The organism is Halobaculum gomorrense (assembly GCF_900129775.1).
Classification (GTDB): Archaea; Halobacteriota; Halobacteria; order Halobacteriales; family Haloferacaceae; genus Halobaculum; species Halobaculum gomorrense.
This window is the reverse complement of record NZ_FQWV01000002.1, coordinates 423,295-443,496: the sequence shown is the minus strand read 5'-3', so window position 1 is coordinate 443,496 and position 20,202 is coordinate 423,295. Positions and strand designations below refer to the sequence as shown.

Genomic DNA, 20,202 nt, shown 5'->3' with positions numbered 1-20,202 from the left:
ACTTACCACCTCATCGTCGCCGCTTCGGTCACGTCCACGTCCTTGAAGTTGCGGTACAGCACGAGGATGATCCCGATGCCGACCGCGACCTCCGCGGCCGCGAGCGCCATCGTGAACAGCCCGAACGTCTGGCCCGTCACGTTCCCCCAGTAGTAGGAGAATGCGACGAGGTTGATGTTCGCGGCGTTGAGCATGAGTTCGACCGACATCAGGAACAGCAGCGCGTTCTTGCGCGTGAGCAGGCCGAACACGCCGATACAGAACACGGCGGCCGCGAGGACAAGGTAATACTGCGGCGGCACCATCACTCCTCACCCCCGCGGAGCGTGTCGCGAAGCTCACGCACCGAGTCGGCGATCGTGGCCGACTCGGAGTCTCTTCCCCCGTCGGTCAGCGCCGTCACGACGCTGGCGCCGGCGCCGGTGCGCGCGAGCATGACCGCGCCCGCGAGCGCCGCGACCAGCACGAGGTCGATAATCTCGAAGGCCACGAGCATCGACTCGCCGGGTACCGCGCCCGCGTCGATGTCGAACATCGCGTAGCCGATCGCGGCGGTGATCGACGCGCCCTGCTCGAAGCCCGCGGCCTCGCCGAAAGAGGCCCGCAGGAACACGAGCGCGAGGACGCCGAACAGCGCGACCGCGGCCAGCCCCGGAGCTAAGTGCCCCCCGAGCTTCAGCCGCGGACGCGACCCCGAGTCGGCGTCGCTCACGCGTCGAACACCTCCATTGCCTCCGGTTCACCCTCCCTGCGCACCAGCATCACGGCGAACGTGATCAACACCAGAACCCCGCCCACGTAGACGAGGATCTGCATGGCGGCCAGGAACTCCGCCTGCAACATCACGTAGTGCACCGCGACGCTGAGGAGCGCGGCCCCGAGGAAGAGCGCGGAGTGCCACACGTCTTCCACGAGCACCACGCCCAGACTGCTCCCCACAGTGACGAGGGCGAACAGCGCGAACGCGATAGTCTCTACAACCATTACGGGACACTCCCGCCGGAGTCCGTTTGAAGGTTTCGAGAACGGTTTGCGCGTACGCGTGGGTGTGCGTGTGCGAGTCGCCGGTTCCGGCCGATCCACTTTTATATGTGATCGCGGGCGGCCCAGACGCGGGTCGACAAGTCGACATCGGACGACCGGCGAGGTGTCCGACGGACCGAACGCCCCACGGCGTCGACGCGCCCGACCCGCCGTCGGCCCGCGCGAGGGGGTGTTCGCGAGCCGGCAGCCACGGCGACGACGAGCGCGACACGCACTGGCGGCTCGCGGGTCGAGAACGAAGGGGTGGAGAACCCGAAGAACGTCGAGTACGTTACTGGTAGTCGATCTCGCCGTCGCCCTCGCCGACCCACGCGTTGCGGTCGGGGTTGCGCGAGTTGAGCGGGTCGATCCCCTTGTACCAGGGGACGTTCTTCAGCTGCTCTTTGTTGTAGACGAACTCGTCTTTCGTGTCGGCGGTGAACTCGAAGTTCTGCGTCAGCAGGATGGCGTCCACCGGACACACCTCCTCGCACAGCCGGCAGTAGATGCACTGCCCGATGTGGAGGTTGTACTGTTCGCCGTTGCGCTGGTCGTCCTGCACGATCTGGATCGTATCGTTGGGACAGACGTTCTCGCACTGGCGGCACCAGATACACCGCTCCTGGGAGAACTTGTGGACCCCGCGGAACCGCGGGCTCACCTCGGGCGCGACGTCCGGGTACTCCACCGTGAACGTCTTGCCGTCCAGCGCGTGCTTCATCGTCGTCGCCATTCCTTTCAGTATTCCGATCATTGTTACGCGAGCACCCCCACGATCACCGCGGTGAGGACGAGGTTCGCAAACGAGAGCACCAGCATGCCCTTCCAGCCGATCTCGATGAACTGGTCGACGCGAAGTCGCGGCACCGCAGAGCGGAGCCACTGGGTGAGTAGGAAGAACGCCCAGATCTTCGCCGTGAACCAGACGATCCCCAGCGCCGCCGGGCCGGGCCCAGCCGGGCCACCGAGGAACAGCGTTGCCGCGATGGCGCCGCCGAGGAAGATGTGGATGAACTCACCGAGGTAGATGAGCACGAAGTAGACGGAGGAGTACTCCGTCTGGTACCCGGCGACGATCTCGGTGGGCGCCTCCGGGATGTCGAACGGGTTGCGGCCGACCTCCGCGACGTTCGCGAGCACGAACAGCACGAACGCGAACGGGTTCACGAACGCGAACCACTGCGGGATCGCGACCCCGGCCACCGAGACGAACGTCGCCTGCTGCGCCTCGACGATCGCGCTCATCTGGAGCGTCCCCGTGAACAGCACGACGGAGATGCCGGTGACGACGAGCGGGATCTCGTAGGCGAGGTTGGAGGCGACGGCACGCAGGCCGCCGAGCAGGCTGTACTTGTTGTTCGACGCGTACCCCATCATAATCAGGCCGAGCGACGCGATCGACGAGGCGGCGAACGCGAACGCCAGCCCCGTCTCGGGGTCGGCCAACTGCAGGCCGCTACCCATCGGAATGACCGCGAAGCCGAGCAGCGCCGAGAACGGGATGAGGATCGGACCCAGGTCCCACGCGGGGCGGTCGACGCCCTCGGGGATTACCAGCTCCTTCGAGAGGAGCCGGACCGCGTCGGCGACGATGACGAACAGGCCGAACGGCCCGATCCGGTTGACCGCGATCCGGTCGGTGAACGCCGCCGTGATCTTCCGCTTCGCCCACGGGCCCGCGAAGGCCGTGTTGATGAGCAGGAAGTTGGCGACGAGGAACGCCCCCAGCAGCGCGGCGACCACGTCGCCGGCGACCCCGAACGCGCCCAGCCCCAGCAGCTTCGCGATCGTGTCGGGGAGCATCCCCTGTTGGAGCGGGGCCGCCCCGGTCATCTGTCCACCTCACCGAGGACGATGTCCAGGCTGCCGAGCGCGGCGATGAGGTCGGGCACGTACTCGCCCTCCGCCATCTCGGGCAGCGTCTGCAGGTTCGAGAAGCACGGCGACCGGATCTTGAACCGGGCGGGCTTGTCCGTCCCATCCGAGCGCATGTAGATGCCGAGTTCGCCCTTGGCGCCCTCGACCGCGCTGTAGATCTCCGCGTCGTCGTCCGGCTTCAGCGTCCGCGGCACGTTGGCCTGGATGGTGCGGTCTTCCTCGGGCCAGTCCTCGAGCAGGTCGATGCACTGCTCGATGATCTTCGCGGACTCCTCGACCTCGCGGAGGCGAACGAGCAGGCGGCTGTAGTTGTCGCAGCCGTCCTCGGTGACGACGTCCCAGTCGAGCTCGTCGTAGTAGCCGTACGGGTCGTCGCGGCGCAGGTCGTAGTCGATGCCGGAGCCGCGGGCGACCGGCCCGGTCGCGCCGTAGCTCTTGGCGACCTCCGGCGGCAGCACGCCCGTGTCGATGGTGCGCATCTGGAGGATCTCGTTGCCCGAGATGAGGTCGTGATACTCCTCCAGCGCCTCCGGGAGGTCCTCGAGGAAGTCGCGGGTCTTCTCGAAGAACTCCTCGCGGGGCTCGGGCAGGTCCCAGACGACCCCGCCGAGGCGGAAGTAGTTGAACATGAGCCGCTGGCCCGTCAGGTCCTCCAGGATGTTCTGGGCCTTCTCGCGGTCCCGGATCGCGTACATGAAGATGGCGGTGAAGTCGCCGTACACGTCGAGCGCGAACGTCCCGACCGCGAGCATGTGCGCGGCGATCCGGCACAGCTCCGCCCCCATGGTCCGGATGACCTGCGCGTACTCGGGCACGTCGATGTCGGCCATGTCCTCGGCCGCGCGCGCGTACGCCCACTCGTTGAGCAGGCCCGCCGAGATGTAGTCCCAGCGGTCGGGGTACGGCATGATCTGGTGGCGGTAGGTGCCGTTCTGGCAGATCTGCTCCTCGCAGCGGTGGAGGTAGCCGATGTCGGACTCCACGTCCGCGACCTGCTCGCCGTCCAGCGTCGTCTTCAGGTGCAAGACGCCGTGGGTCGCGGGGTGGTGGGGACCGATGTTGAGAAACATCGTGTCCGTGTCCTGCTCGGAGCGCTGGTCCTCCTGCAGCGGGTTGGCGTTCTCGCGCAGCGGGACGACCTGCGGGCGGTCCTGGTCGTAGTCCGCCGCCAGCGGGTGGCCCTGCCAGGTCTCGGGCAGGAGGATGCGCCGCAGGTCGGGGTGGTCGTCGTACTCGATACCGACGAGGTCGTACGCCTCGCGCTCGTGCCAGTCGGCCGTCCGGAAGACCGGATCGGCGGACTCGCTGACCGGGTTCTCGCGGTCGGCAGGGACGACGACGCTGACCTCCTGGGTCGGGTCGTCGAACTTCTTCAGGTGGTAGATGGACTCGTAGCGGTCCTCGTACTCCTGGGCGGTGACACACGAGAGGTGGTCGTACCCCGCTTCGGTCTTCAGCGTCGAGAGCACGTCCTGCACTGCGTCCGGGCGGATGACGTACCCCGGCGCGTTCAGGTGCTCCTCGCGGCCGATGACGTGATCGCTGAGCATCTCGGCGATCTCGTCGGGGGACTGTTCCTCGACGGTGGCCGGAACGTCCGGCTCGGGTTCTTCCAGACTCATAGTTACGGGGAGTCCGCCCAGTTGTACCGCATGACGAGGTCCTCCTCGTCGATCTCCTGTGCGAGCTGGTCGACGATCTCGTCGCGGTCGAGGTCGCCGAACTGCTCCAGCTCGTACGGCTTCACCGTCACCGGCGAGGACTCGCCGTTGGCGATGCGCTCCTGCAGCTTCGCGACGCCGTACACCAGCGCCTCGGGGCGCGGCGGGCAGCCGGGCACGTGGATGTCGACCGGGATGACCTCCTCTGCACCCTTGATCACGTTGTAGCCCTCCTGGAACGGGCCCCCGGAGATCGTGCACGAGCCCATGCCGATGACGAACTTCGGCTCGGGCATCTGGTCGTACACGCGCTTCATCCGCGGCGCGAACTTCGAGACGATCGTCCCGGGGACGATGATCACGTCGGCCTGTCGCGGCGACGCGCGCGGCACACCCGCACCGAAGCGGTCGAGGTCGTGTTTGACCGCGTAGGTGTGCATCATCTCGATGCTGCAGCAGGCGATCCCGAACTGCAGCATGAACATCGAGGAGCCCCGCACCCAGTTCATGAACTTGTCGAACTTGGTGAGGATGAACGGCGAGGAGCCGAACGCCTCGCGCAGCTTCGAGTTGAAGCGGTTGTCCTCGCCCGTCATCCGGGCGTCCCGGGTGTCGGTCAGTACCTGGCTGTCGTCCGTGACGAACGGTCTGTTGTCGCTACTCATATCAGGAACGCTCCGTCTTCTGTCTCGCCGCACGCGGGCTGGAGACCCACTTCACGGCGCCCTGTCGCCACGCCCACACGAGTCCGACGACGAGCACCCCGATGAAGATCAGCATCGGGAGCAGCACCGTCGCCAGTCCGACGCCCGACGCGAGCGCGGGCTGGTAGATGACCGCCCACGGGAAGATCAGAACGGTCTCGACGTCGAACACGACGAACAGCAGCGCAACCATGTAGTACTGGATGTTGAACTGGATGCCCGTCGCCGACCCCGTCGGGATCTCACCGGACTCGTAGGTGGCGCTTTTGCCCTGTTCCGGCACGCCGGGGCGAAGCAGCGCGGACACCGCCATCATGCCGAGCGGAATCCCCACGCCCATCACCGCCAACGCGCCGATCGCTATCCATGCATTCATACCGGGTTCTCCGTATCGTACGTCGGTTTGGCGCCCCCACAGATAAGTGCTTCACTTACGCGTGCACGCGTGTACCGCCCGGTTCGGGGCGACGCGGATCGGGTCGCCGCGAGGAGCGGCTCCCGTCCCCGCGCGGGGGTCGGGAGTCGGCCGACCCGACTACCGCTCGCGTCCGCGTGCCTCCCGGAACCCCTCGACCCCGCGGTCGTGAAGGGCCGCGGAGATGTCGCCGACGCCCGCCCGCTGCTCCTCGTGGAACTCGACGAGCGCCTCCGTCACCTCGTCGTGCTCCCGCGCGAGTATCTGTGCCGCCGACAGCGCCGCGTTGAACGACTTCCCCGCGTCGACGGCGACGATGGGCGCGCCCGTGGGCATCCCGATCACCGAGTCGACGGACTTCTCCTGCACCGGGACACCGATCACGGGAATCGGGTAGGCGATGCTCGCGGTCATGTTCGGCAGGTCCGCCGACTTGCCGCCCGCGCCGGCGACGATCACGTCCAGCCCGCGGTCGCTCGCGGTCTCGCCGTAGGCGTACATGAGTTCGGGCGTCCGGTGCGCGGAGACGACGTACGACTCGTAGGTGAAGCGCGCGGCCGGCGGGTCGTCGAAGTCGGTCTGCTCGGCGAACCCGAGCCCGTCGAGGGCGTCGAAGGCGCCCTGCATGGTGTCGAGGTCCGAGTCCGACCCCATGATCACGCCCACGTCGGGCGTCGTGTCGGGGTCGGCGTCGCTGTTCGCCTCCGATTCGAGTCGGTCGATCAGGTCCTGAACGGTTGTCATGGTGCGTGTGTCGGGGTGGTGAGTGTGTTGGGATGGTGAGGCGGAGTGGTCGCGCGGGTGGCCGAGCGGTCACTCGAAGGTCAGCCCGTCGCGCAGGTCGCGGGCGCGGGCGAGCAGGTCGTCGCGGGCGGCCGTGTCGTCTGTCGAGGCGTCGACGTCGACGATCGTCAGATGGCCCATCTTTCGCAGCGGGCGGGCCTCGTGCTTGCCGTACCAGTGGAGGTTCGCGTTCGGCGCCGCGAGCACGTCGCCGACGCCCGACAGCGACGCGGGGCGCGGTTCGGGCACGTCGCCGAGGACGTTCGCCATCACGGTCGGCGCGCGCGCCTCGGCGGTCCCGAGCGGCCACCCGAGGGCCGCGCGGACGTGCTGTTCGAACTGCGAGGTCGTGGCTCCCTCGATGCTCCAGTGGCCGGAGTTGTGGGGACGAGGGGCGACCTCGTTGACGGATACGGTGCCGTCGGACTCCTCGAACAGTTCCATCGCGAACACGCCGCGCCCGTCGAGCGTCTCCAGCGTGTCGAGCGCGACCTCGCGGGCGCGCTCGGCGACGGCCTCGGAACACCGCGCGGGCGCGACGGTTTCGCGGAGGATCTCCTCGCGGTGGACGTTCTCGACGACGGGGAACGCGCGGCGCTCGCCGTCGCCGCGGACGGCGACCACGGAGAGCTCGCGCTCGAAGTCGATCAGCTCCTCGGCCATCGCGCCGCCCTCGCCGGCGCCCACCTCCGCCAGCTTCGCCTCGTAGTCGTCTCCCGGTTCGACGGGAACGTTGCCGCGGCCGTCGTAGCCGCCAGTGCGGGCCTTCAGCATGCAGCCGTCGAACCGCTCGACGGCGTCGGCGAGGTCGCCGGCGTCCGCCACGGCGACGAACTCCGGAACGGGGATGCCGGCGTTGGCGAACGTCCGCGTCTGAACGAGCTTGTCCTGGATCGTCCCCAGCGCGTCCGGCGAGGGGTTCACCGGCACGTCGTACTCCCCGCCGATCGCCTCCAGCACGTCGGGGTCGGCGAGTTCGATCTCCAGCGTCAGCGCGTCGGCGCGCTCGGCCAGCTCGCGGACGGCGTCAGGGTCGTCGAACGGTCCCTCGATCTGCTCGGCGACCCTGGAGGCGGGACACGCCGGCGTCGGGTCGAGCACGACCACGTCGACGCCGAGCGGCGAGGCGGCCTCAGCGAGCATGCGGCCGAGTTGGCCCCCGCCGACGACGCCCAGCGTCGGCCCGGGACAGGTCGGGTTCACGGCCGCGGCTTCGGCAGGTCCGCGAATAAATCTTGCTTCACCCACCCGGAAGTGTGCACGATCGTGGCGTCAGCCGCGGCGACGCCGGCGACGCAGCGGCGGAGGCGACGACTGCCTCACTCGCGAGCGTCGGCCAGCGCGTCCTCGTCGATGAACACGACGATTCGCTCGGTCCACAGCCGGAAGGCGTACTCGCGCGACTGGTAGCCGTCGAGGCGGGGCTCCAGCTCCTCCGCGTCGCTCGGCTTCGCGATGACGACCGGGGGCATCTCCTCGGCCGACGGAAGGCCGTCGAACCGGGCCTCCGGCGGCGACGACGTGACGTTCGCACCCGCGCGTTCGAGGTACCACGGCGTCGGGAGCCGGGAGTGCCAACTGGGCCCGCCGGGGGGCATTCGGTCGACGCTGGCCTCCTCAGAGACGTACAGCCGCGTCCCCCTGCTCGTGCTCGTCCCGATCCACAGCACGTCGGTTCCCTCGTTGTCGCGGGCGACGGCTGCAGCGTCTCGAAGCGCCGTCTTGTATTCGTTTTCCGGCTGCGCCCACTGGAGCACCTGCTTGTCGTCGGCCGACGCCGAGTTCCAGTAGTCGACGTTCGGAGCGACGACCCCCCCGAGGGCCGAGACGATCACCAGTCCCGCGAGCGCCGCTGTGACCGCGTCGCCGCTCGCGAAGCCGCCCCGCAGCGAGTCGCCGACCTCGGCGAGCCCCACGGCCGCCGGGATCGCCAGCGGGAGCACGATGTGGACCGCTGCCCACGGCGCCTGAATGTCCGTCGCGACGGGGTACCCGACCGCCGACGCTGCGCCCCAGTAGGTCGCGTACGCGACGAGCGGTCGAGTGCCGCGCGTCTCGCCGTAGCCGTCGGCGAAAAAGCCCACGAGCGCGAGCACGACGAGCACGCCGGAGCCGTACGCCAGCGTCTCGAGGATGTCCCAGAGGTACGGGACGTACGGGTGCCCGGAGTGAGTCCCGGAGGCCCACGTGCTCCAGAACTTCTCGCCGGCGCCCCACGTCGCCTCGTACCACACGGAGCCGACCGACGCGTCGGGGGTCGGCGCCCCGGACATGAGGTTCCCCAGCCCCAACGCGTTCCACAGCTCCGGGCGCGGGGCGTAAAAGAACGCGACGACGCCGAGGAACGTCGCGGCGACCCCGGCGGCGCCGATCGGGATCCAGATCGCGAGGTGGCCGAGGAACCCCGCCTCGGGCGCCCAGGGCGCCCCGAGATCGCGCTCGCGGACCAGCGCCGCTATCCGTCGTCTGGTTCGCGCTCCCGCTGTCCAGTCGTCGAGGAAGTGCCGCAGCGCGACGGCTTCGCCGACCGCGGCGTCCAGCGGCGAGCCGGTCCGCCGCGCGGTCCGCACCAGCCGGTGATCGAGGAGGAGGAACCCGGCGCCGAGGAAGCACGCAAGGTAGACGAGGGCGTTCTCCTTGGCGGAGAACCCCAGCGCGAGCAAGGTCGCCGATCCGAACAGCGGGAGCGTCCGGCGCGTGTCGATAGCGTACACGGCGAGCGCGAACGCGCCGAGCGCGAACGAGCCGACGAGCACGTCGCCGCGCATGAACCGGCCGTAGTAGACGAGCAGCGGGTCGACCGCCAGCAACAGCGCGAGCGCGACCTGCTCGCGCCCGCGGAGCCGGTGGCGCAACAGCAGCGCGACCAGCGGGAGCAGGCCCCCGACGACCGCGACCGGGAGCCGCGCGGCGAAGTCGGACGCGCCGATGAAATCGAAGAGGACGTTGTTGACGACCGGGAGGAACGGCCCGTGGATGATCGGGCGGTAGAAGAACTCGCCCGTGGCGTCGAACCGGAGGATCCAGTAGCCGACCCGCCCCTCGTCCCAGTGGAATATCCGCCCGCCCAGTTGGACCGTCCGAAGGAGCAGCGAGCCGACGACGATCAGAACGACCGCCGCGGTCGCGGGGTCGCCAACGCGGTCGCAGAGGGCGGCGACCGGCGATTCAAGGCCCCCGATGGGGCTGGCAGCGTCCTCGTCGCCGTCGGCGGTCCCGTCGGGGGCGTCGGCCTCGCCGGCGGGGTCACTCATTGACGAGCGCTCACACGCCGGCGGTAACAACTCTTGTGGAATTGCCCGTCGGGAGATTCCGCCGGCTCCGAGCGCGCCACTGACGGCCCGGACACATCCGCCCGGAGCGGTACGCATTTCTGCGGGCCCGCCGTCGACTCGCACAATGACCGAGACGACACTCGGCCTAGTGGTCGCGCGCTACTACGCGTCCATCGCCGAGGCCATGGAGGAGTCCGCCCGCGAGGCGGTCGCCGAGCGCGGCGCCGCCGTTGCCCAGACCGTCGACGTACCCGGCGCGTACGACGCGCCGCTGGCGGCCGACCGGCTCGCCCGCCGCGACGACATCGACGCCGTCGCGGTCGTCGGCACCATCGTCTCCGGCGACACCGACCACGACCAGGTGATCGGCCACGCCGTCGCGACGAAGCTCGTCGACGTGAGCCTCGACCGCGACACGCCCGTCACCTTCGGCGTGTCGGGTCCGGGGCAAAGCGGCGCGGAGGCGCGCGAGCGCGCAGAGAAGGGTGCCGAGGCGGCGACCGCCGCCGTCGACCTCGCGGAGGGCCTGCCGGCGCCGGAGGTGGCCGCATGAGCGGACAGGGCGCCGACGGCGAGTTCGCCTACGACTTCGCCGCGCGCGTCGATCGCGTCGAGCCGTCGGCGACGCTGGCGATCTCGAACGCCGCGAACGAACTGGAGGAGGCCGGGCACGACGTGGTCGACCTCTCGGTCGGCGCGCCCGACTTCCCGACGCCCGAGAACGTCGTCGAGGCCGGCAAGGACGCGATGGACGCGGGTCACACGGGCTACACCTCCTCGAACGGCGTCCCCGAGCTGAAGGCGGCGATCGCCGAGAAGCTCCGCGCCGACGACATCGACGCCGACGCCGACGACGTGATCGTCACGCCCGGCGCCAAGCAGGCGCTGTACGAGACGGTCCAGACGCTCGTCGACGAGGGCGAGGAGGTCGTCCTGCTGGACCCGGCGTGGGTGTCCTACGAGGCGATGGTGAAGCTCGCGGGCGGCGACCTCGCGCGCGTCGACCTGGCGCCGCACGACTTCTCGCTCGCGGACGGCCTCGACGACCTCGCGGCGACGGTCTCCGAGGAGACGGAGCTGCTGATCGTGAACTCCCCGTCGAACCCGACGGGCGCCGTCTACACCGAGGAGGCGCTGGAGGGCGTGCGCGACCTCGCCGTCGGGCACGACTTCGCCGTCATCTCCGACGAGATCTACGACGAGATCGTCTACGGCGTCGAGCAGACCAGCCTCGCGAGCCTCGACGGCATGGCCGACCGCACGGTGACGATCAACGGCTTCTCGAAGGCGTACTCGATGACCGGGTGGCGCCTGGGCTACCTCCACGCGACGGGCGACTTGGTCTCGCAGGCGGGGAAGCTCCACAGCCACTCCGTCTCGTGTGCGACGAATTTCGTCCAGCGCGCAGGCATCGAGGCGCTCCGGAACACCGACGATTCGGTCGAGGAGATGCGGGCGGCCTTCGAGTCGCGCCGCGACATGCTCGTCAAGCTGTTCGACGGCCACGGCGTCGACGTGGCCGTCCCCGACGGCGCGTTCTATATGATGCTACCGGTCGACGAAGACGACTCCGCCTGGGCCGAGGAGGCGATCCAGGAGGCGCACGTCGCGACGGTTCCGGGCTCGGCGTTCGGCGCGCCCGGCTACGCCCGCATCAGCTACGCCGCCAGCGAGGAGCGCCTCAAGGAGGGGATGCAGCGCCTCTTCGACGCCGGTCTCCTCGGCGACGACTGAGAGAGCGACCGACCAAACGACGACGCCGACTCCCCGCCGCGGGTTCTCGCGGGGGTCCGGGGTCGACGATATCCATCCGGCCGGCCAGCAACGACTCCTGTCCCGACTTCGGGTGGGACTGAAAGGGGCCGCGGCTCTGCGCGAACCCCGGCGAAGCAAGCACCGCAGCAGAGCGAGGACCGCAGCGAGTCGCGGGAGTGCAGAGCCGCGGGGGCTTTCGCGGTCAAGATGGTCTTCGTCGCGTCGGCGGTACTGTTCCACTCGGGCCGATCGCCGCGGACTACAGCCATGTCACCACTCACCAAGACTTTACCAACTTCCTCTACGACGGCCGCGTATGGATGGGATCCACGACCTCGGCGGGATGGACTCTTTTCGCGACCTCCCGCCGGATCAACCCGACGACGCCAGCCCCTTTCACCACGAGTGGGAGGGCGTCGTTCAGTCGCTGTACATCGCCGGCCTGGGCTCCGACAGCTTCGAGCTCGACCGGTTCCGGTACACGCTGGAGGGCGACGACCACGAGCGGTACCTGACGGTCCCCTACTACGAGCGCTGGCTGGGCGCCCTCGAGACGCTGTTCGTCGAGGCGGGCGTCGTCGACGCCGCGGAACTCCGCGAGCGCGCCGAGGCGTTCGCGGCGGGGGAAGCCGAGGTGCCGGATATGGAGGACCCCGACCGCCTTCCCACGCTACTGGAGGGCGTGCGCGAGAAGTACCTGAGCCGCCGCGGCGACGGCGACCCGGCGTTCGCCGTCGGCGATCGCGTACGCGTGGCGAAGCGCCACCCCGTGGGACACACGCGCTGCCCGCGCTACGTCCGCGGCGCCGAGGGCGAGATCGTCGCCGACCGCGGCGCGCACGTCTACCCCGATGAGAACGCCCGGAAGGAGGGTGACGACGAGCGCGCCGAACAGCTATACAACGTCCGCTTTGACGCTGAGGAGCTGTGGGGCGAGGACTGCACCGACGCCAACGGCCTGCACACCGAGCTGTGGGAGCCGTATCTGGTCGACCCCGCGGACGGATAGCCCGCCGGCGACGACACGCCCGCAGCCGCAGGCGAACGCCTAAGCCTCCACACGCGTCACCACATCTCATGGCAGACAACCACGACGCGACGGACGCCGACCCGCCGTCTCACCCGGATCCGGAGCTTCGCGACGAGATCGCTCCACAGGCGAGGGCACGCGCGCTCCAGTCGCTGTTGACCGAACAGGGAATCCTGAGCACCGACGCCGTCGACGAGGTGATCGCGACCTACGAGGGCGACGTGGGCCCGATGAACGGCGCCCGGGTCGTCGCGCGGGCGTGGACCGACCCCGAGTACCGCGAGTGGCTGCTGGATGACGGCATCGAGGCCGTCGCCGACCTCGACATCTCCGTGAACGACGAGGTGATGGAGCTTCGAGTGATCGAGAACTCCGAGGACACCCACAACGTCGTCGTCTGCACGCTCTGCTCGTGTTACCCGTGGGCCGTGCTGGGCCTGCCGCCGACGTGGTACAAGTCCCCCGCGTACCGCTCGCGCGTCGTGGACGAACCGCGCGCGCTGCTGCGCGAGGAGTTCGACACCGACCTGGACGACTCGATCGACGTGGAGGTGTGGGACTCCAACTCCGAGGTGCGCTACATGGTGCTTCCGGAGCAGCCTAAGGGAACCGAGGACATGGACAAGACCGAACTCGCGGAACTGGTCTCCCGCAACGCGATGATCGGCGTCGAGCGCCTCGGCGGCGGCGGCGCAATCGCCGCCGACGGCGGCGCGCGGGCGGAGGAGGGCGCCGCAACCGCAGGCACGGCCGCGCCCCCGGACACGGCGGCGAAGCCGGTCCCGAGGGCCGGCAGCGCCGAGGAACCGACGTTCGCGGAGCCGTGGATGGCGCGGTCGTTCGCGCTCGCGGTCGCCCTCACCGACGAGGACGAACCGGGTCGCGCGTGGGACGACTTTCGAGCCCGACTCGTCGCGGAACTCGACGCCGATCCGGGCGCCGAGGACGGCAGCGACGCCGACTACTACGGCGCGTGGCTCGCGGCCCTCGAACGGTTCCTCGTCGACCGCGACCTCGTCGACGCCGACGCGTTCACCGCCCGCGCGGGGGCGTTCGCCGACGGCCAGCGCAACGCCCACGAGTTCGTCGAGGGCGACCCCCACGCCCACGCCGACCGGCTCCCGGAGGGGCACGCCGACGGCGCGCACCACCATCACGCCGACGGCGACGACCACAGCCGCACCCACGGCCACGGTCACACCGGGAGTCACTGAGGAGACGACGGCCGGCAGCCGTCGCTCCGAGACGGAGGTTTATACCCGAGAGGGACCCAGCATCGGCATCGAATGCGCGTCGCCGACCTCCCGCTGGCTCCCGAGCACGTCGAGCACTTCGAGCGGGAGGGGATCGAGGAGCTGTACCCCCCGCAGGCCGCGGCAGTCGAGGCCGGCGTCTGCGACGGCGACAACGTCGTCGCCGCGGTGCCGACCGCCTCGGGCAAGACGTTCGTCGCCGAGCTGGCCCTGCTGACGGCCGACGGGCCGGGCCTGTACGTCTGCCCGCTGCGCGCGCTCGCCCGCGAGAAGTTCGAGGAGTTCGATCGCCTCCCCGGTGTCGACGCCGGCATCTCGACGGGGGATTACGACTCCGCCGCGAGCGAGCTTGCGGGCAACGATATCGTCGTCGCCACCAGCGAGAAGGTCGACTCGGCCATCCGCAACGGCGCCGGGTGGGTCGACGACCTCGCGTGCGTCGTCGTCGACGAGGTCCACCTGCTCGGGGCGGCCGGCCGCGGGCCGACGCTGGAGGTGACGCTCGCGACTCTCCGTCGTCGCACGCCGGCGGTGCAGATCGTCGCGCTGTCGGCGACCGTCGACAACCCCGAGGACATCGCCGACTGGCTCGACGCCGAGCTGGTGGAGTCGACGTGGCGGCCGGTCGACCTCCGGGTCGGCGTCCACGCGGCCGACGCCGTCGAGTTCGACGACGGCACGACCCTGTCGGTGCCGGTCGACGCCGACGACCCGTCGACCGACGCCGACACCGAGGTGACGGCCGCGCTCGTCCGCGGTGCCGTCGAGGACGGCGGGCAGGCGCTCGCGTTCGTCTCCTCGCGCCGAGAGGCCGAGGCACTGGCCGAGCGGCTGCGCGACGAGCGCCTCGCGGACGCAGTCGATACCGCCGACAGCACGTCGGACGCCGCATCCGTCGCCGAGGAACTGCGCGAAGCCGGCGGCACCGAGACGGGGTCGCGACTCGCCGAGGCGGCCGATCGGGGCGTCGCGTTCCACCACGCCGGTCTCTCCTCGGACCAGCGCGCGCTCGTCGAGCGAGCGTTCCGAGAGCGCCGGCTGGCGGTCATCTGCGCGACGCCCACCCTCGCCGCCGGCGTCAACGTCCCTGCCCGACGGGTGGTCGTGCGGGACCAGCAGCGCTACACCGGCGAGGGGACCGAGTGGCTCCCGGTGCTGGAGGTCCACCAGATGTGCGGCCGCGCCGGCCGTCCCCACCTCGACCCGTACGGCGAGGCCGTGCTGGTCGCCGACGACGAGGACGGCCGCGAGGCGCTGTGGAACCGGTACGTCACCGCCGATCCCGAGCGGGTCGAGTCGAAGCTCAGGGACCGTGCGGCGCTCCGGACGCACACCCTCGCGCTCGTGGCGACGGGGTTCGCCGGGTCGCAGGCGGCGGTGCTCGACGCGCTCTCGGGCACCTTCTACGCCTCCAGAACGGCGAACCCCGACCTCGGCGGCGCCGTCGGCGACGCGATCGCGAGCCTCATCGACGACGGGATGCTGGAGGCGGGGGAAGGAAAGGCGAAGGGGAGCGCCGGCGGCAACGGGGGCACCGGAGACACCGGCAGCGGCATCGAGGCGACCGACCTCGGCGCGCAGGTGTCCCGACAGTACGTCACCCCCGAGACCGGCGTCCGCATCGTCGAGCGACTGGAGGCGGTCGCGGGAATGAACGACGCGGACGTGACCGAACTCACCGCCTTCGAGGTGATCTGCGACACCCCGGACATGGTCGACACCTACCTCGGCAACGCCGAGCGGGCCGAAATCTACCAGTTCGCGCGCGCGCACTCGGCGGAGCTGACGACGGGGATGACAGACGCCGAGGACTTCGAGGGCTGGCTGGAGTCGGTGAAGACCGCCCGCATCCTCTCGGAGTGGGTCGACGGCGCGAGCGTCGAAGAGCTGGTGGCGGCGTACCGCATCGGCCCCGGCGACCTGGAGTCGCGCATCGAGCGCGCGGAGTGGCTGCTCGGCGCGGCCGAGGCGCTCGCCGACGTGGTCGGGGTGTCGATGCCGACGCTCTCGTCGGCGCGAGCGAAGCTCTGATCGGCGCCGCCCGCAACCGCCGCTACGGGTCCCGGTCGTAGGCGCCGTCCTTCCGGAGTTCGCCCGCCCGCTCCAGTACGGCCGGCGTCCGGCAGACACCCGGCTCGCCGGTCGCCTGCGGGACGACGCAGTTGTTGCAGTCCTCGCAGACTGCCGCGACGCCGTCCGCCGCCGCGTCCTCACGCAGCAATCGGGCCGGGAGTTCGGGCTCGGCGTAGAACGGACGGGCCATCCCCACGGCGTCGGCGGCATCACCGAGCAGGCGATCGACGGTCGACCGGTCGCGGATTCCGCCAACACAGAGCACGGGCGCGTCGATGCGGTCGCGGACCCGTCGGCAGAGGCCGGCGTTCCACGCCGGCTCGCGCGAGTACACGAACGACTCGACCCAGTTCGCGGCGGCGACGAGCGTCGCCCGCGGGCGCGACCCGAACGCGTCGACGTACCCCTCTCGGAAGCGCTCGTCGCGCCACGACCGCCCGGGGAACGCGCCACGGATCACGCTCATGTCCCAGAACGCCGAGCCGTTCACGGGGACGAGCGCGTCGTACCCCATCGCGTCAAGGCGCTGGCACAGACGCACGCACTCGGCGGCCGACAGCGTCGGGGCGACCCCCGGCGGCGCCTCGGTCTCGGCGGGCACCTTCGTCAGCACCGGCACGTCGCCGGCGCGGTCGCGGATCTCCGCGAGCACGGCCTCGAAGAAGCGGGCGTGATCGCCGAACTCGTCGTCGCGACGGTTATAAAAGGGCGAGGCGAACTGGTGGAGGATGCCCATGTTGGCGCCCGCGAGGTGGACTAAGTCGTAGCCGGCGTCGACGGCGGCGGCCGCCGAGCGGCCGAAGTCGGCGGCCAGTTCCCGACACTCGGCGGTCGTGAGGACGTGCGGGTCGTACTCCAGAAAGCCGAGGCGGTCGAGGAGACGGAGCGGGCGGGGCGACCGGGAGACGGCGAGCTGTTCGAGGTCCGGGTTCCGCTCGCGGAAGCCGCGGTGCCAGGTCTCCATCGATCGGAGCCCGCCGTGCTCCAGCTGGATCGCGATCCGGCCGCCGTGGTCGTGGATCGCACCCGTGAGGCGAGCGAGCTGGGCGACGAACTCCGGGTCGTGCACGCGCGTCATCCCCGGGGCGGCACAGCCGCCCTCCGCGCGGACGATGGTGGCGCCCTGACAGACGAGGCCCGCCCCAGCGACGGCCGCCGGCTCCAGTTCGTCGATCAGTGTGTCGACCGCGTCGGGTCCGTTGCCCGCGTGTTCGAGCAGCGGCGCGCGGTAGAGCCGGTTCGGGAGCGTGACACCTCCAATCTCCAGCGAGTCGGTGAGCACCGGCACGGACGAACGCTGGCGCTCCGGGGGCATGAACGCTCGGCCGGGAGATCCCGTCAGGGGGACCGTCGCCGGCGCGGACGACGATCGCGGTCCCCGTCGCGCGGGCGGCGCCGTCGCCTCAGACGCGCCGCTCGCTGATCTCCTCGGCGACGCGCTCGCCCGGGCGGCGGAGCTCGCCGGACTCGACCTCGTACACGTAGCCCGAGACGGTCACGTCGTCGGGGATCAACTCGTGGTTCTCCAGGAACTCGACCTGCGCGGCGCAGGTCTCGTCGATATCGTCGGTCATCCGGACCCACTCCTCGACGCTCGCATCGCCGATGTCGAGAGCCGGGAGCGCGGGGTCCAGATCGACCTCGTCGAGGTCGACGCCCGCAGCTTCGGCCTGTACTTTGAGGCCCGCGGCGACGTCGTCGTCGCTCGCGGACATCATGCCGCAGTCGGTGTGGTTCACGACGACGATCTCGTCGGTCTCGAAAAAGTTGGTCGTCAGCGCGGCCGATCGGATCACGTCGTCGGTTACCTTCCCACCGGCGTTTCGGTAGATCTGGGCGTCGCCCAGTTCGAGGCCAAGCGCGTCTTCGACGGGGATGCGCTCGTCCATGCAGGCGACGACGAGGAGGTTCTCGTCGGTGGGGATCCCCTTGCGTCGCCGTCGCGCCCAGTCGTCCCGGGCGTCGATCGACTCGTCGACGCGCTCGTGAATGTGGCTGTACTTGTGGTCGTGGTCGCTGGTGTCGGACATCGATCAGAAACAGGGACCGGACCGAAGGGTCGGTTTCGCCCACCGAGAGTCCCTCCGACGATCCGATCACGTCACAATGCTTGCCGATTCCTCCGGGAAGTTCATCCTGTCGCCCGTCCCACCGTCGCGGTATGAACGGCCCCGATGGCGACGACACGGGCGTGAACGGACGCGTGATCGATGCCGGGAACGACAGCGGAAGCGATAGCGGAAGCGGAGTCGAGAGGAGTGTGAGAGGCGAACCAGAGCCGTTCCGGTACGAGGTGGAGGTCGACCCCGGAGAGGTTCGCCACTTCCGCCACGAGGTGGGCGAGACGTATCTCGGCGACCCCGTGGAGGTTCCCGTCACCGTGATCAACGGCGAGCACGACGGGCCGACCGTCCTCCTGACGGCGGCGATCCACGGCGACGAACTCAACGGCGTGAAGGTGCTTCAGGAGGTCGCCGCCGGCTACGATCCCGCGGAGATCCACGGCACGCTCGTGTGCATCCACGTGTGCAACGTCCCCGGCTACCTCGCCCAGCAGCGCTACCTCCCGATCTACGATCAGGACCTCAATCGGTCGTTCCCGGGGAAGCCGCGCTCGAACACGGCCGAGCGCATGGCCAACGCCATCTACGAGACGTTCGTCCGGCAGTGCGATCTGGCCCTCGACTTTCACACCTCGACGCGCGGGCGAACGACGATGTACCACGTCCGCGCGGACATGACGAACCCCGCAGTGGCGCGGCTGGCGTGGGCGTTCGGCAGCAACGTGGTGCTCTCGGGGGAGGCCGACGGCGGGAGCCTCCGGAGCGTCGCCACGAACGCGGGGATACCGACGATCACGATCGAGATGGGACGCGCTCATCGCTTCCAGCCCGAGCTGATCGAGCGGGGGTTGGACGGCGTCGAGAGTGTCCTCGCGGAGCACGACGTGTTGCCCGGAAAGCCGGTGATCTACCCCGGCTGGCGACGCGTCGTCGACGCCGCGCGGGACAAGACGTGGCTCCGCGCCGACACCGGCGGCCTCGTCGAGATGGAGTACGACGCGCCGCTGGTGCGCGAGGGCGACTCGATCTGCACGATCACAGACCACTTCAAGACGCGCGAGCGGACCGTTCGCGCGCCGTTCACGGGAGTGGTCGTGGGAGCGCTTCAGAACCCCGTGGCCGCGCCGGGGCACCCCCTGTGTCACCTCGTGAGCGTGGACGAGGGGACCGCCGCGGAGATCCAGCGGGAGGTCGACAGCGGGGAGTTCTCCGAGCGGCCGTGGGCATAGCGGCGCCCCGTGCGCCGCGTCCCTCACGGGCGCTCGGAGGAGGAACGTCCCTGGGCCTGAGCGAGCGAATGCGAGCGAGTCCGTTCAGGGGGTTCCGAAGGAGCGGCCGTGGGCCTGAGCGGGGCGAGGCACGAACGCAGTGAGTGCCTCGATGCGAACGGGGAACGGGGCGCGAGCGAGCCGCTCGCGCCGCGATTGTCACCCGCCGGCGTCGACCTGCTCGTGGGTGTGGTGATAGAACGCCACCAGCGGCTCGCCGTCGTCGCCCGCGACCGGGTCGAAGCAGACCCGACGGTAGCGCTCGTTGTCGAGGAGGTTCACCATGAGACCCGCGTCGTGCAGCGAGACGGAGTCGTACTCGGTCCCGCACGTCGGACACGGCTCGGACGCGTCGCGTGGAACGTTCACGCCGACGGGATGGTCGCCGCGAACAAATCGGTACCGGGGGCGGTCGCGACCGGCGCGGTGGGGTCGACACCGGGGGGAGCCCTCGCCGCGGCGACGCGACCCGAGGGCGACGGCCTCAGCCGTCGGCGTCGACCGTCTCGCAGACCGCCTCGTACTCGGACTCAGAGTAGGCGATGAACCGCACGTCTCGGAGCGACTCGGGCTCGAACGCGCGGATCTCCTCGCCGATGACCTCGGCCCCGTCGCGGAGATCGAACCCGGCGACGCCGCAGCCGAGCGCCGGGATCACCAGCGACGCGCAGCCGCGCTCGTCGGCGGCCGCGAGCGCGTTTCGCGTGGCGTCGCGGATGCTCTCCGCGGTCGCCTTACCGTCGCCGTAGTGGGGCATGGCGGCGGCGTGGATCACGTGGTCGGCGTCGAGCGCGAACGCGTCCGTGACCGCGATGGCGCCCAGGTCGACTGGTCCCTTCGCCATCGCGGCCCGGTTCAGCTCCTCGCCCCCCGTGCGGCGGAGCGCGCCGGCGACGCCGCTACCCATGCGAAGGCTCGTGCCGGCGGCGCTCACCAGCGCGTCGGCGGACTGGTCGGCGATGTCGCCGCGGATCACCTCGAACTCCATGTGCGTTCGATCCGCGTCGACGGGGAAAGGAGT

General features: G+C 70.1%; 21 protein-coding genes. 6 read left to right on the top strand and 15 right to left on the bottom strand.

What is annotated here, in order from left to right:
- Positions 1-2: 2 nt before the first annotated feature.
- From nuoK to BUE16_RS05740, 11 genes are all read right to left on the bottom strand, one after another.
- Complete coding sequence (gene nuoK / locus BUE16_RS05790) at positions 3-305, bottom strand: NADH-quinone oxidoreductase subunit NuoK (RefSeq protein ID WP_073307458.1); 303 nt, start codon at positions 303-305, stop codon at positions 3-5.
- Positions 305-712 carry an NADH dehydrogenase gene (locus BUE16_RS05785; RefSeq protein ID WP_073307457.1) on the bottom strand — a complete coding sequence of 136 codons (408 nt, stop codon included), beginning with the start codon at positions 710-712 and terminating at the stop codon, positions 305-307. Before BUE16_RS05785 ends, nuoK begins: the two co-directional genes overlap by 1 nt.
- Positions 709-984 (bottom strand): NADH-quinone oxidoreductase subunit J, encoded by a 276-nt coding sequence (locus BUE16_RS05780; protein ID WP_073307456.1) that lies wholly within the window; start codon positions 982-984, stop codon positions 709-711. Before BUE16_RS05780 ends, BUE16_RS05785 begins: the two co-directional genes overlap by 4 nt.
- Positions 985-1,315: 331 nt before the next feature.
- Positions 1,316-1,777: a NuoI/complex I 23 kDa subunit family protein gene (locus tag BUE16_RS05775; RefSeq protein WP_073307455.1), complete on the bottom strand. Its 462-nt coding sequence runs from the start codon at positions 1,775-1,777 to the stop codon at positions 1,316-1,318.
- 2 nt (positions 1,778-1,779) lie between these two features.
- Positions 1,780-2,856 (bottom strand): complex I subunit 1/NuoH family protein, encoded by a 1,077-nt coding sequence (locus tag BUE16_RS05770; protein ID WP_073307454.1) that lies wholly within the window; start codon positions 2,854-2,856, stop codon positions 1,780-1,782.
- On the bottom strand, positions 2,853-4,523 hold the full coding sequence (locus BUE16_RS05765) for an NADH-quinone oxidoreductase subunit D (RefSeq protein WP_073307453.1): 1,671 nt from the start codon (positions 4,521-4,523) through the stop codon (positions 2,853-2,855). Before BUE16_RS05765 ends, BUE16_RS05770 begins: the two co-directional genes overlap by 4 nt.
- 2 nt (positions 4,524-4,525) lie before the next feature.
- Positions 4,526-5,227, bottom strand: a complete 702-nt coding sequence (locus tag BUE16_RS05760) for an NADH-quinone oxidoreductase subunit B (RefSeq protein ID WP_073307452.1) — start codon at positions 5,225-5,227, stop codon at positions 4,526-4,528.
- A 1-nt stretch (position 5,228) separates the two neighbouring features.
- The gene (locus BUE16_RS05755) at positions 5,229-5,642 is read right to left on the bottom strand and encodes an NADH-quinone oxidoreductase subunit A (RefSeq protein ID WP_073307451.1); all 414 of its coding nucleotides are present in this window, start codon (positions 5,640-5,642) and stop codon (positions 5,229-5,231) included.
- A 159-nt stretch (positions 5,643-5,801) separates the two neighbouring features.
- Complete coding sequence (gene purE / locus BUE16_RS05750) at positions 5,802-6,425, bottom strand: 5-(carboxyamino)imidazole ribonucleotide mutase (RefSeq protein ID WP_073307450.1); 624 nt, start codon at positions 6,423-6,425, stop codon at positions 5,802-5,804.
- A 69-nt stretch (positions 6,426-6,494) separates the two neighbouring features.
- Complete coding sequence (locus tag BUE16_RS05745; RefSeq protein ID WP_073307449.1) at positions 6,495-7,667, bottom strand: 5-(carboxyamino)imidazole ribonucleotide synthase; 1,173 nt, start codon at positions 7,665-7,667, stop codon at positions 6,495-6,497.
- A gap of 116 nt (positions 7,668-7,783) precedes the next feature.
- Positions 7,784-9,718, bottom strand: a complete 1,935-nt coding sequence (locus BUE16_RS05740; protein ID WP_079991512.1) for a flippase activity-associated protein Agl23 — start codon at positions 9,716-9,718, stop codon at positions 7,784-7,786.
- Positions 9,719-9,863: 145 nt separating this feature from the next.
- Here BUE16_RS05740 and ribH point away from each other — a divergent pair, with 145 nt between their 5' ends.
- The 5 genes from ribH to BUE16_RS05710 all read left to right on the top strand — a co-directional run bounded on the left by ribH (position 9,864) and on the right by BUE16_RS05710 (position 15,808).
- The gene (gene ribH, locus BUE16_RS05735) at positions 9,864-10,292 is read left to right on the top strand and encodes a 6,7-dimethyl-8-ribityllumazine synthase (protein WP_073307448.1); all 429 of its coding nucleotides are present in this window, start codon (positions 9,864-9,866) and stop codon (positions 10,290-10,292) included.
- Positions 10,289-11,473, top strand: a complete 1,185-nt coding sequence (locus BUE16_RS05730) for a pyridoxal phosphate-dependent aminotransferase (RefSeq protein ID WP_073307447.1) — start codon at positions 10,289-10,291, stop codon at positions 11,471-11,473. The genes ribH and BUE16_RS05730 overlap by 4 nt, the downstream gene beginning before the upstream one ends.
- 337 nt (positions 11,474-11,810) lie before the next feature.
- A complete protein-coding gene (gene nthB / locus BUE16_RS05725) occupies positions 11,811-12,503 on the top strand; it encodes a nitrile hydratase subunit beta (RefSeq protein ID WP_073307446.1) in 693 nt (230 codons plus the stop codon).
- Between the two features lie 68 nt (positions 12,504-12,571).
- Entirely contained in the window at positions 12,572-13,738 is a 1,167-nt protein-coding gene (gene nthA / locus BUE16_RS16025; RefSeq protein WP_079991511.1) for a nitrile hydratase subunit alpha, read from the top strand.
- A gap of 72 nt (positions 13,739-13,810) precedes the next feature.
- On the top strand, positions 13,811-15,808 hold the full coding sequence (locus BUE16_RS05710; protein ID WP_073307445.1) for a DEAD/DEAH box helicase: 1,998 nt from the start codon (positions 13,811-13,813) through the stop codon (positions 15,806-15,808).
- Between the two features lie 22 nt (positions 15,809-15,830).
- On the opposite strand, the gene BUE16_RS05705 is transcribed toward BUE16_RS05710, so the two are convergent.
- Together BUE16_RS05705 and BUE16_RS05700 are read right to left on the bottom strand one after the other, a co-directional pair.
- Positions 15,831-17,165 (bottom strand): oxidoreductase, encoded by a 1,335-nt coding sequence (locus BUE16_RS05705; protein WP_073307444.1) that lies wholly within the window; start codon positions 17,163-17,165, stop codon positions 15,831-15,833.
- Between the two features lie 88 nt (positions 17,166-17,253).
- The gene (locus BUE16_RS05700; RefSeq protein WP_073307443.1) at positions 17,254-17,880 is read right to left on the bottom strand and encodes a beta-class carbonic anhydrase; all 627 of its coding nucleotides are present in this window, start codon (positions 17,878-17,880) and stop codon (positions 17,254-17,256) included.
- A gap of 131 nt (positions 17,881-18,011) precedes the next feature.
- On the opposite strand from BUE16_RS05700, the gene BUE16_RS05695 reads away from it, so the two are divergent.
- Positions 18,012-19,142 carry a succinylglutamate desuccinylase/aspartoacylase family protein gene (locus BUE16_RS05695; protein WP_079991510.1) on the top strand — a complete coding sequence of 377 codons (1,131 nt, stop codon included), beginning with the start codon at positions 18,012-18,014 and terminating at the stop codon, positions 19,140-19,142.
- 198 nt (positions 19,143-19,340) lie between these two features.
- Here the strand turns inward: BUE16_RS05695 and BUE16_RS05690 are convergent, their stop codons facing one another.
- Together BUE16_RS05690 and BUE16_RS05685 are read right to left on the bottom strand one after the other, a co-directional pair.
- Complete coding sequence (locus BUE16_RS05690) at positions 19,341-19,550, bottom strand: hypothetical protein (RefSeq protein ID WP_073307442.1); 210 nt, start codon at positions 19,548-19,550, stop codon at positions 19,341-19,343.
- Positions 19,551-19,665: 115 nt separating this feature from the next.
- Positions 19,666-20,169, bottom strand: a complete 504-nt coding sequence (locus BUE16_RS05685; protein ID WP_073307441.1) for a macro domain-containing protein — start codon at positions 20,167-20,169, stop codon at positions 19,666-19,668.
- Between the last annotated feature and the right edge of the window lie 33 nt (positions 20,170-20,202).

Coding starts and splice junctions, on each gene's coding strand:
- nuoK (WP_073307458.1), bottom strand. CDS start 305: ATGGTGCCGCCGCAGTATTACCTTGTCCTCGCGGCCGCCGTGTTCTGT.
- BUE16_RS05780 (WP_073307456.1), bottom strand. CDS start 984: ATGGTTGTAGAGACTATCGCGTTCGCGCTGTTCGCCCTCGTCACTGTG.
- BUE16_RS05775 (WP_073307455.1), bottom strand. CDS start 1,777: ATGATCGGAATACTGAAAGGAATGGCGACGACGATGAAGCACGCGCTG.
- BUE16_RS05770 (WP_073307454.1), bottom strand. CDS start 2,856: ATGACCGGGGCGGCCCCGCTCCAACAGGGGATGCTCCCCGACACGATC.
- BUE16_RS05765 (WP_073307453.1), bottom strand. CDS start 4,523: ATGAGTCTGGAAGAACCCGAGCCGGACGTTCCGGCCACCGTCGAGGAA.
- BUE16_RS05760 (WP_073307452.1), bottom strand. CDS start 5,227: ATGAGTAGCGACAACAGACCGTTCGTCACGGACGACAGCCAGGTACTG.
- BUE16_RS05755 (WP_073307451.1), bottom strand. CDS start 5,642: ATGAATGCATGGATAGCGATCGGCGCGTTGGCGGTGATGGGCGTGGGG.
- purE (WP_073307450.1), bottom strand. CDS start 6,425: ATGACAACCGTTCAGGACCTGATCGACCGACTCGAATCGGAGGCGAAC.
- BUE16_RS05740 (WP_079991512.1), bottom strand. CDS start 9,718: ATGAGTGACCCCGCCGGCGAGGCCGACGCCCCCGACGGGACCGCCGAC.
- ribH (WP_073307448.1), top strand. CDS start 9,864: ATGACCGAGACGACACTCGGCCTAGTGGTCGCGCGCTACTACGCGTCC.
- BUE16_RS05730 (WP_073307447.1), top strand. CDS start 10,289: ATGAGCGGACAGGGCGCCGACGGCGAGTTCGCCTACGACTTCGCCGCG.
- nthB (WP_073307446.1), top strand. CDS start 11,811: ATGGATGGGATCCACGACCTCGGCGGGATGGACTCTTTTCGCGACCTC.
- nthA (WP_079991511.1), top strand. CDS start 12,572: ATGGCAGACAACCACGACGCGACGGACGCCGACCCGCCGTCTCACCCG.
- BUE16_RS05710 (WP_073307445.1), top strand. CDS start 13,811: ATGCGCGTCGCCGACCTCCCGCTGGCTCCCGAGCACGTCGAGCACTTC.
- BUE16_RS05705 (WP_073307444.1), bottom strand. CDS start 17,165: ATGCCCCCGGAGCGCCAGCGTTCGTCCGTGCCGGTGCTCACCGACTCG.
- BUE16_RS05700 (WP_073307443.1), bottom strand. CDS start 17,880: ATGTCCGACACCAGCGACCACGACCACAAGTACAGCCACATTCACGAG.
- BUE16_RS05695 (WP_079991510.1), top strand. CDS start 18,012: ATGAACGGCCCCGATGGCGACGACACGGGCGTGAACGGACGCGTGATC.
- BUE16_RS05685 (WP_073307441.1), bottom strand. CDS start 20,169: ATGGAGTTCGAGGTGATCCGCGGCGACATCGCCGACCAGTCCGCCGAC.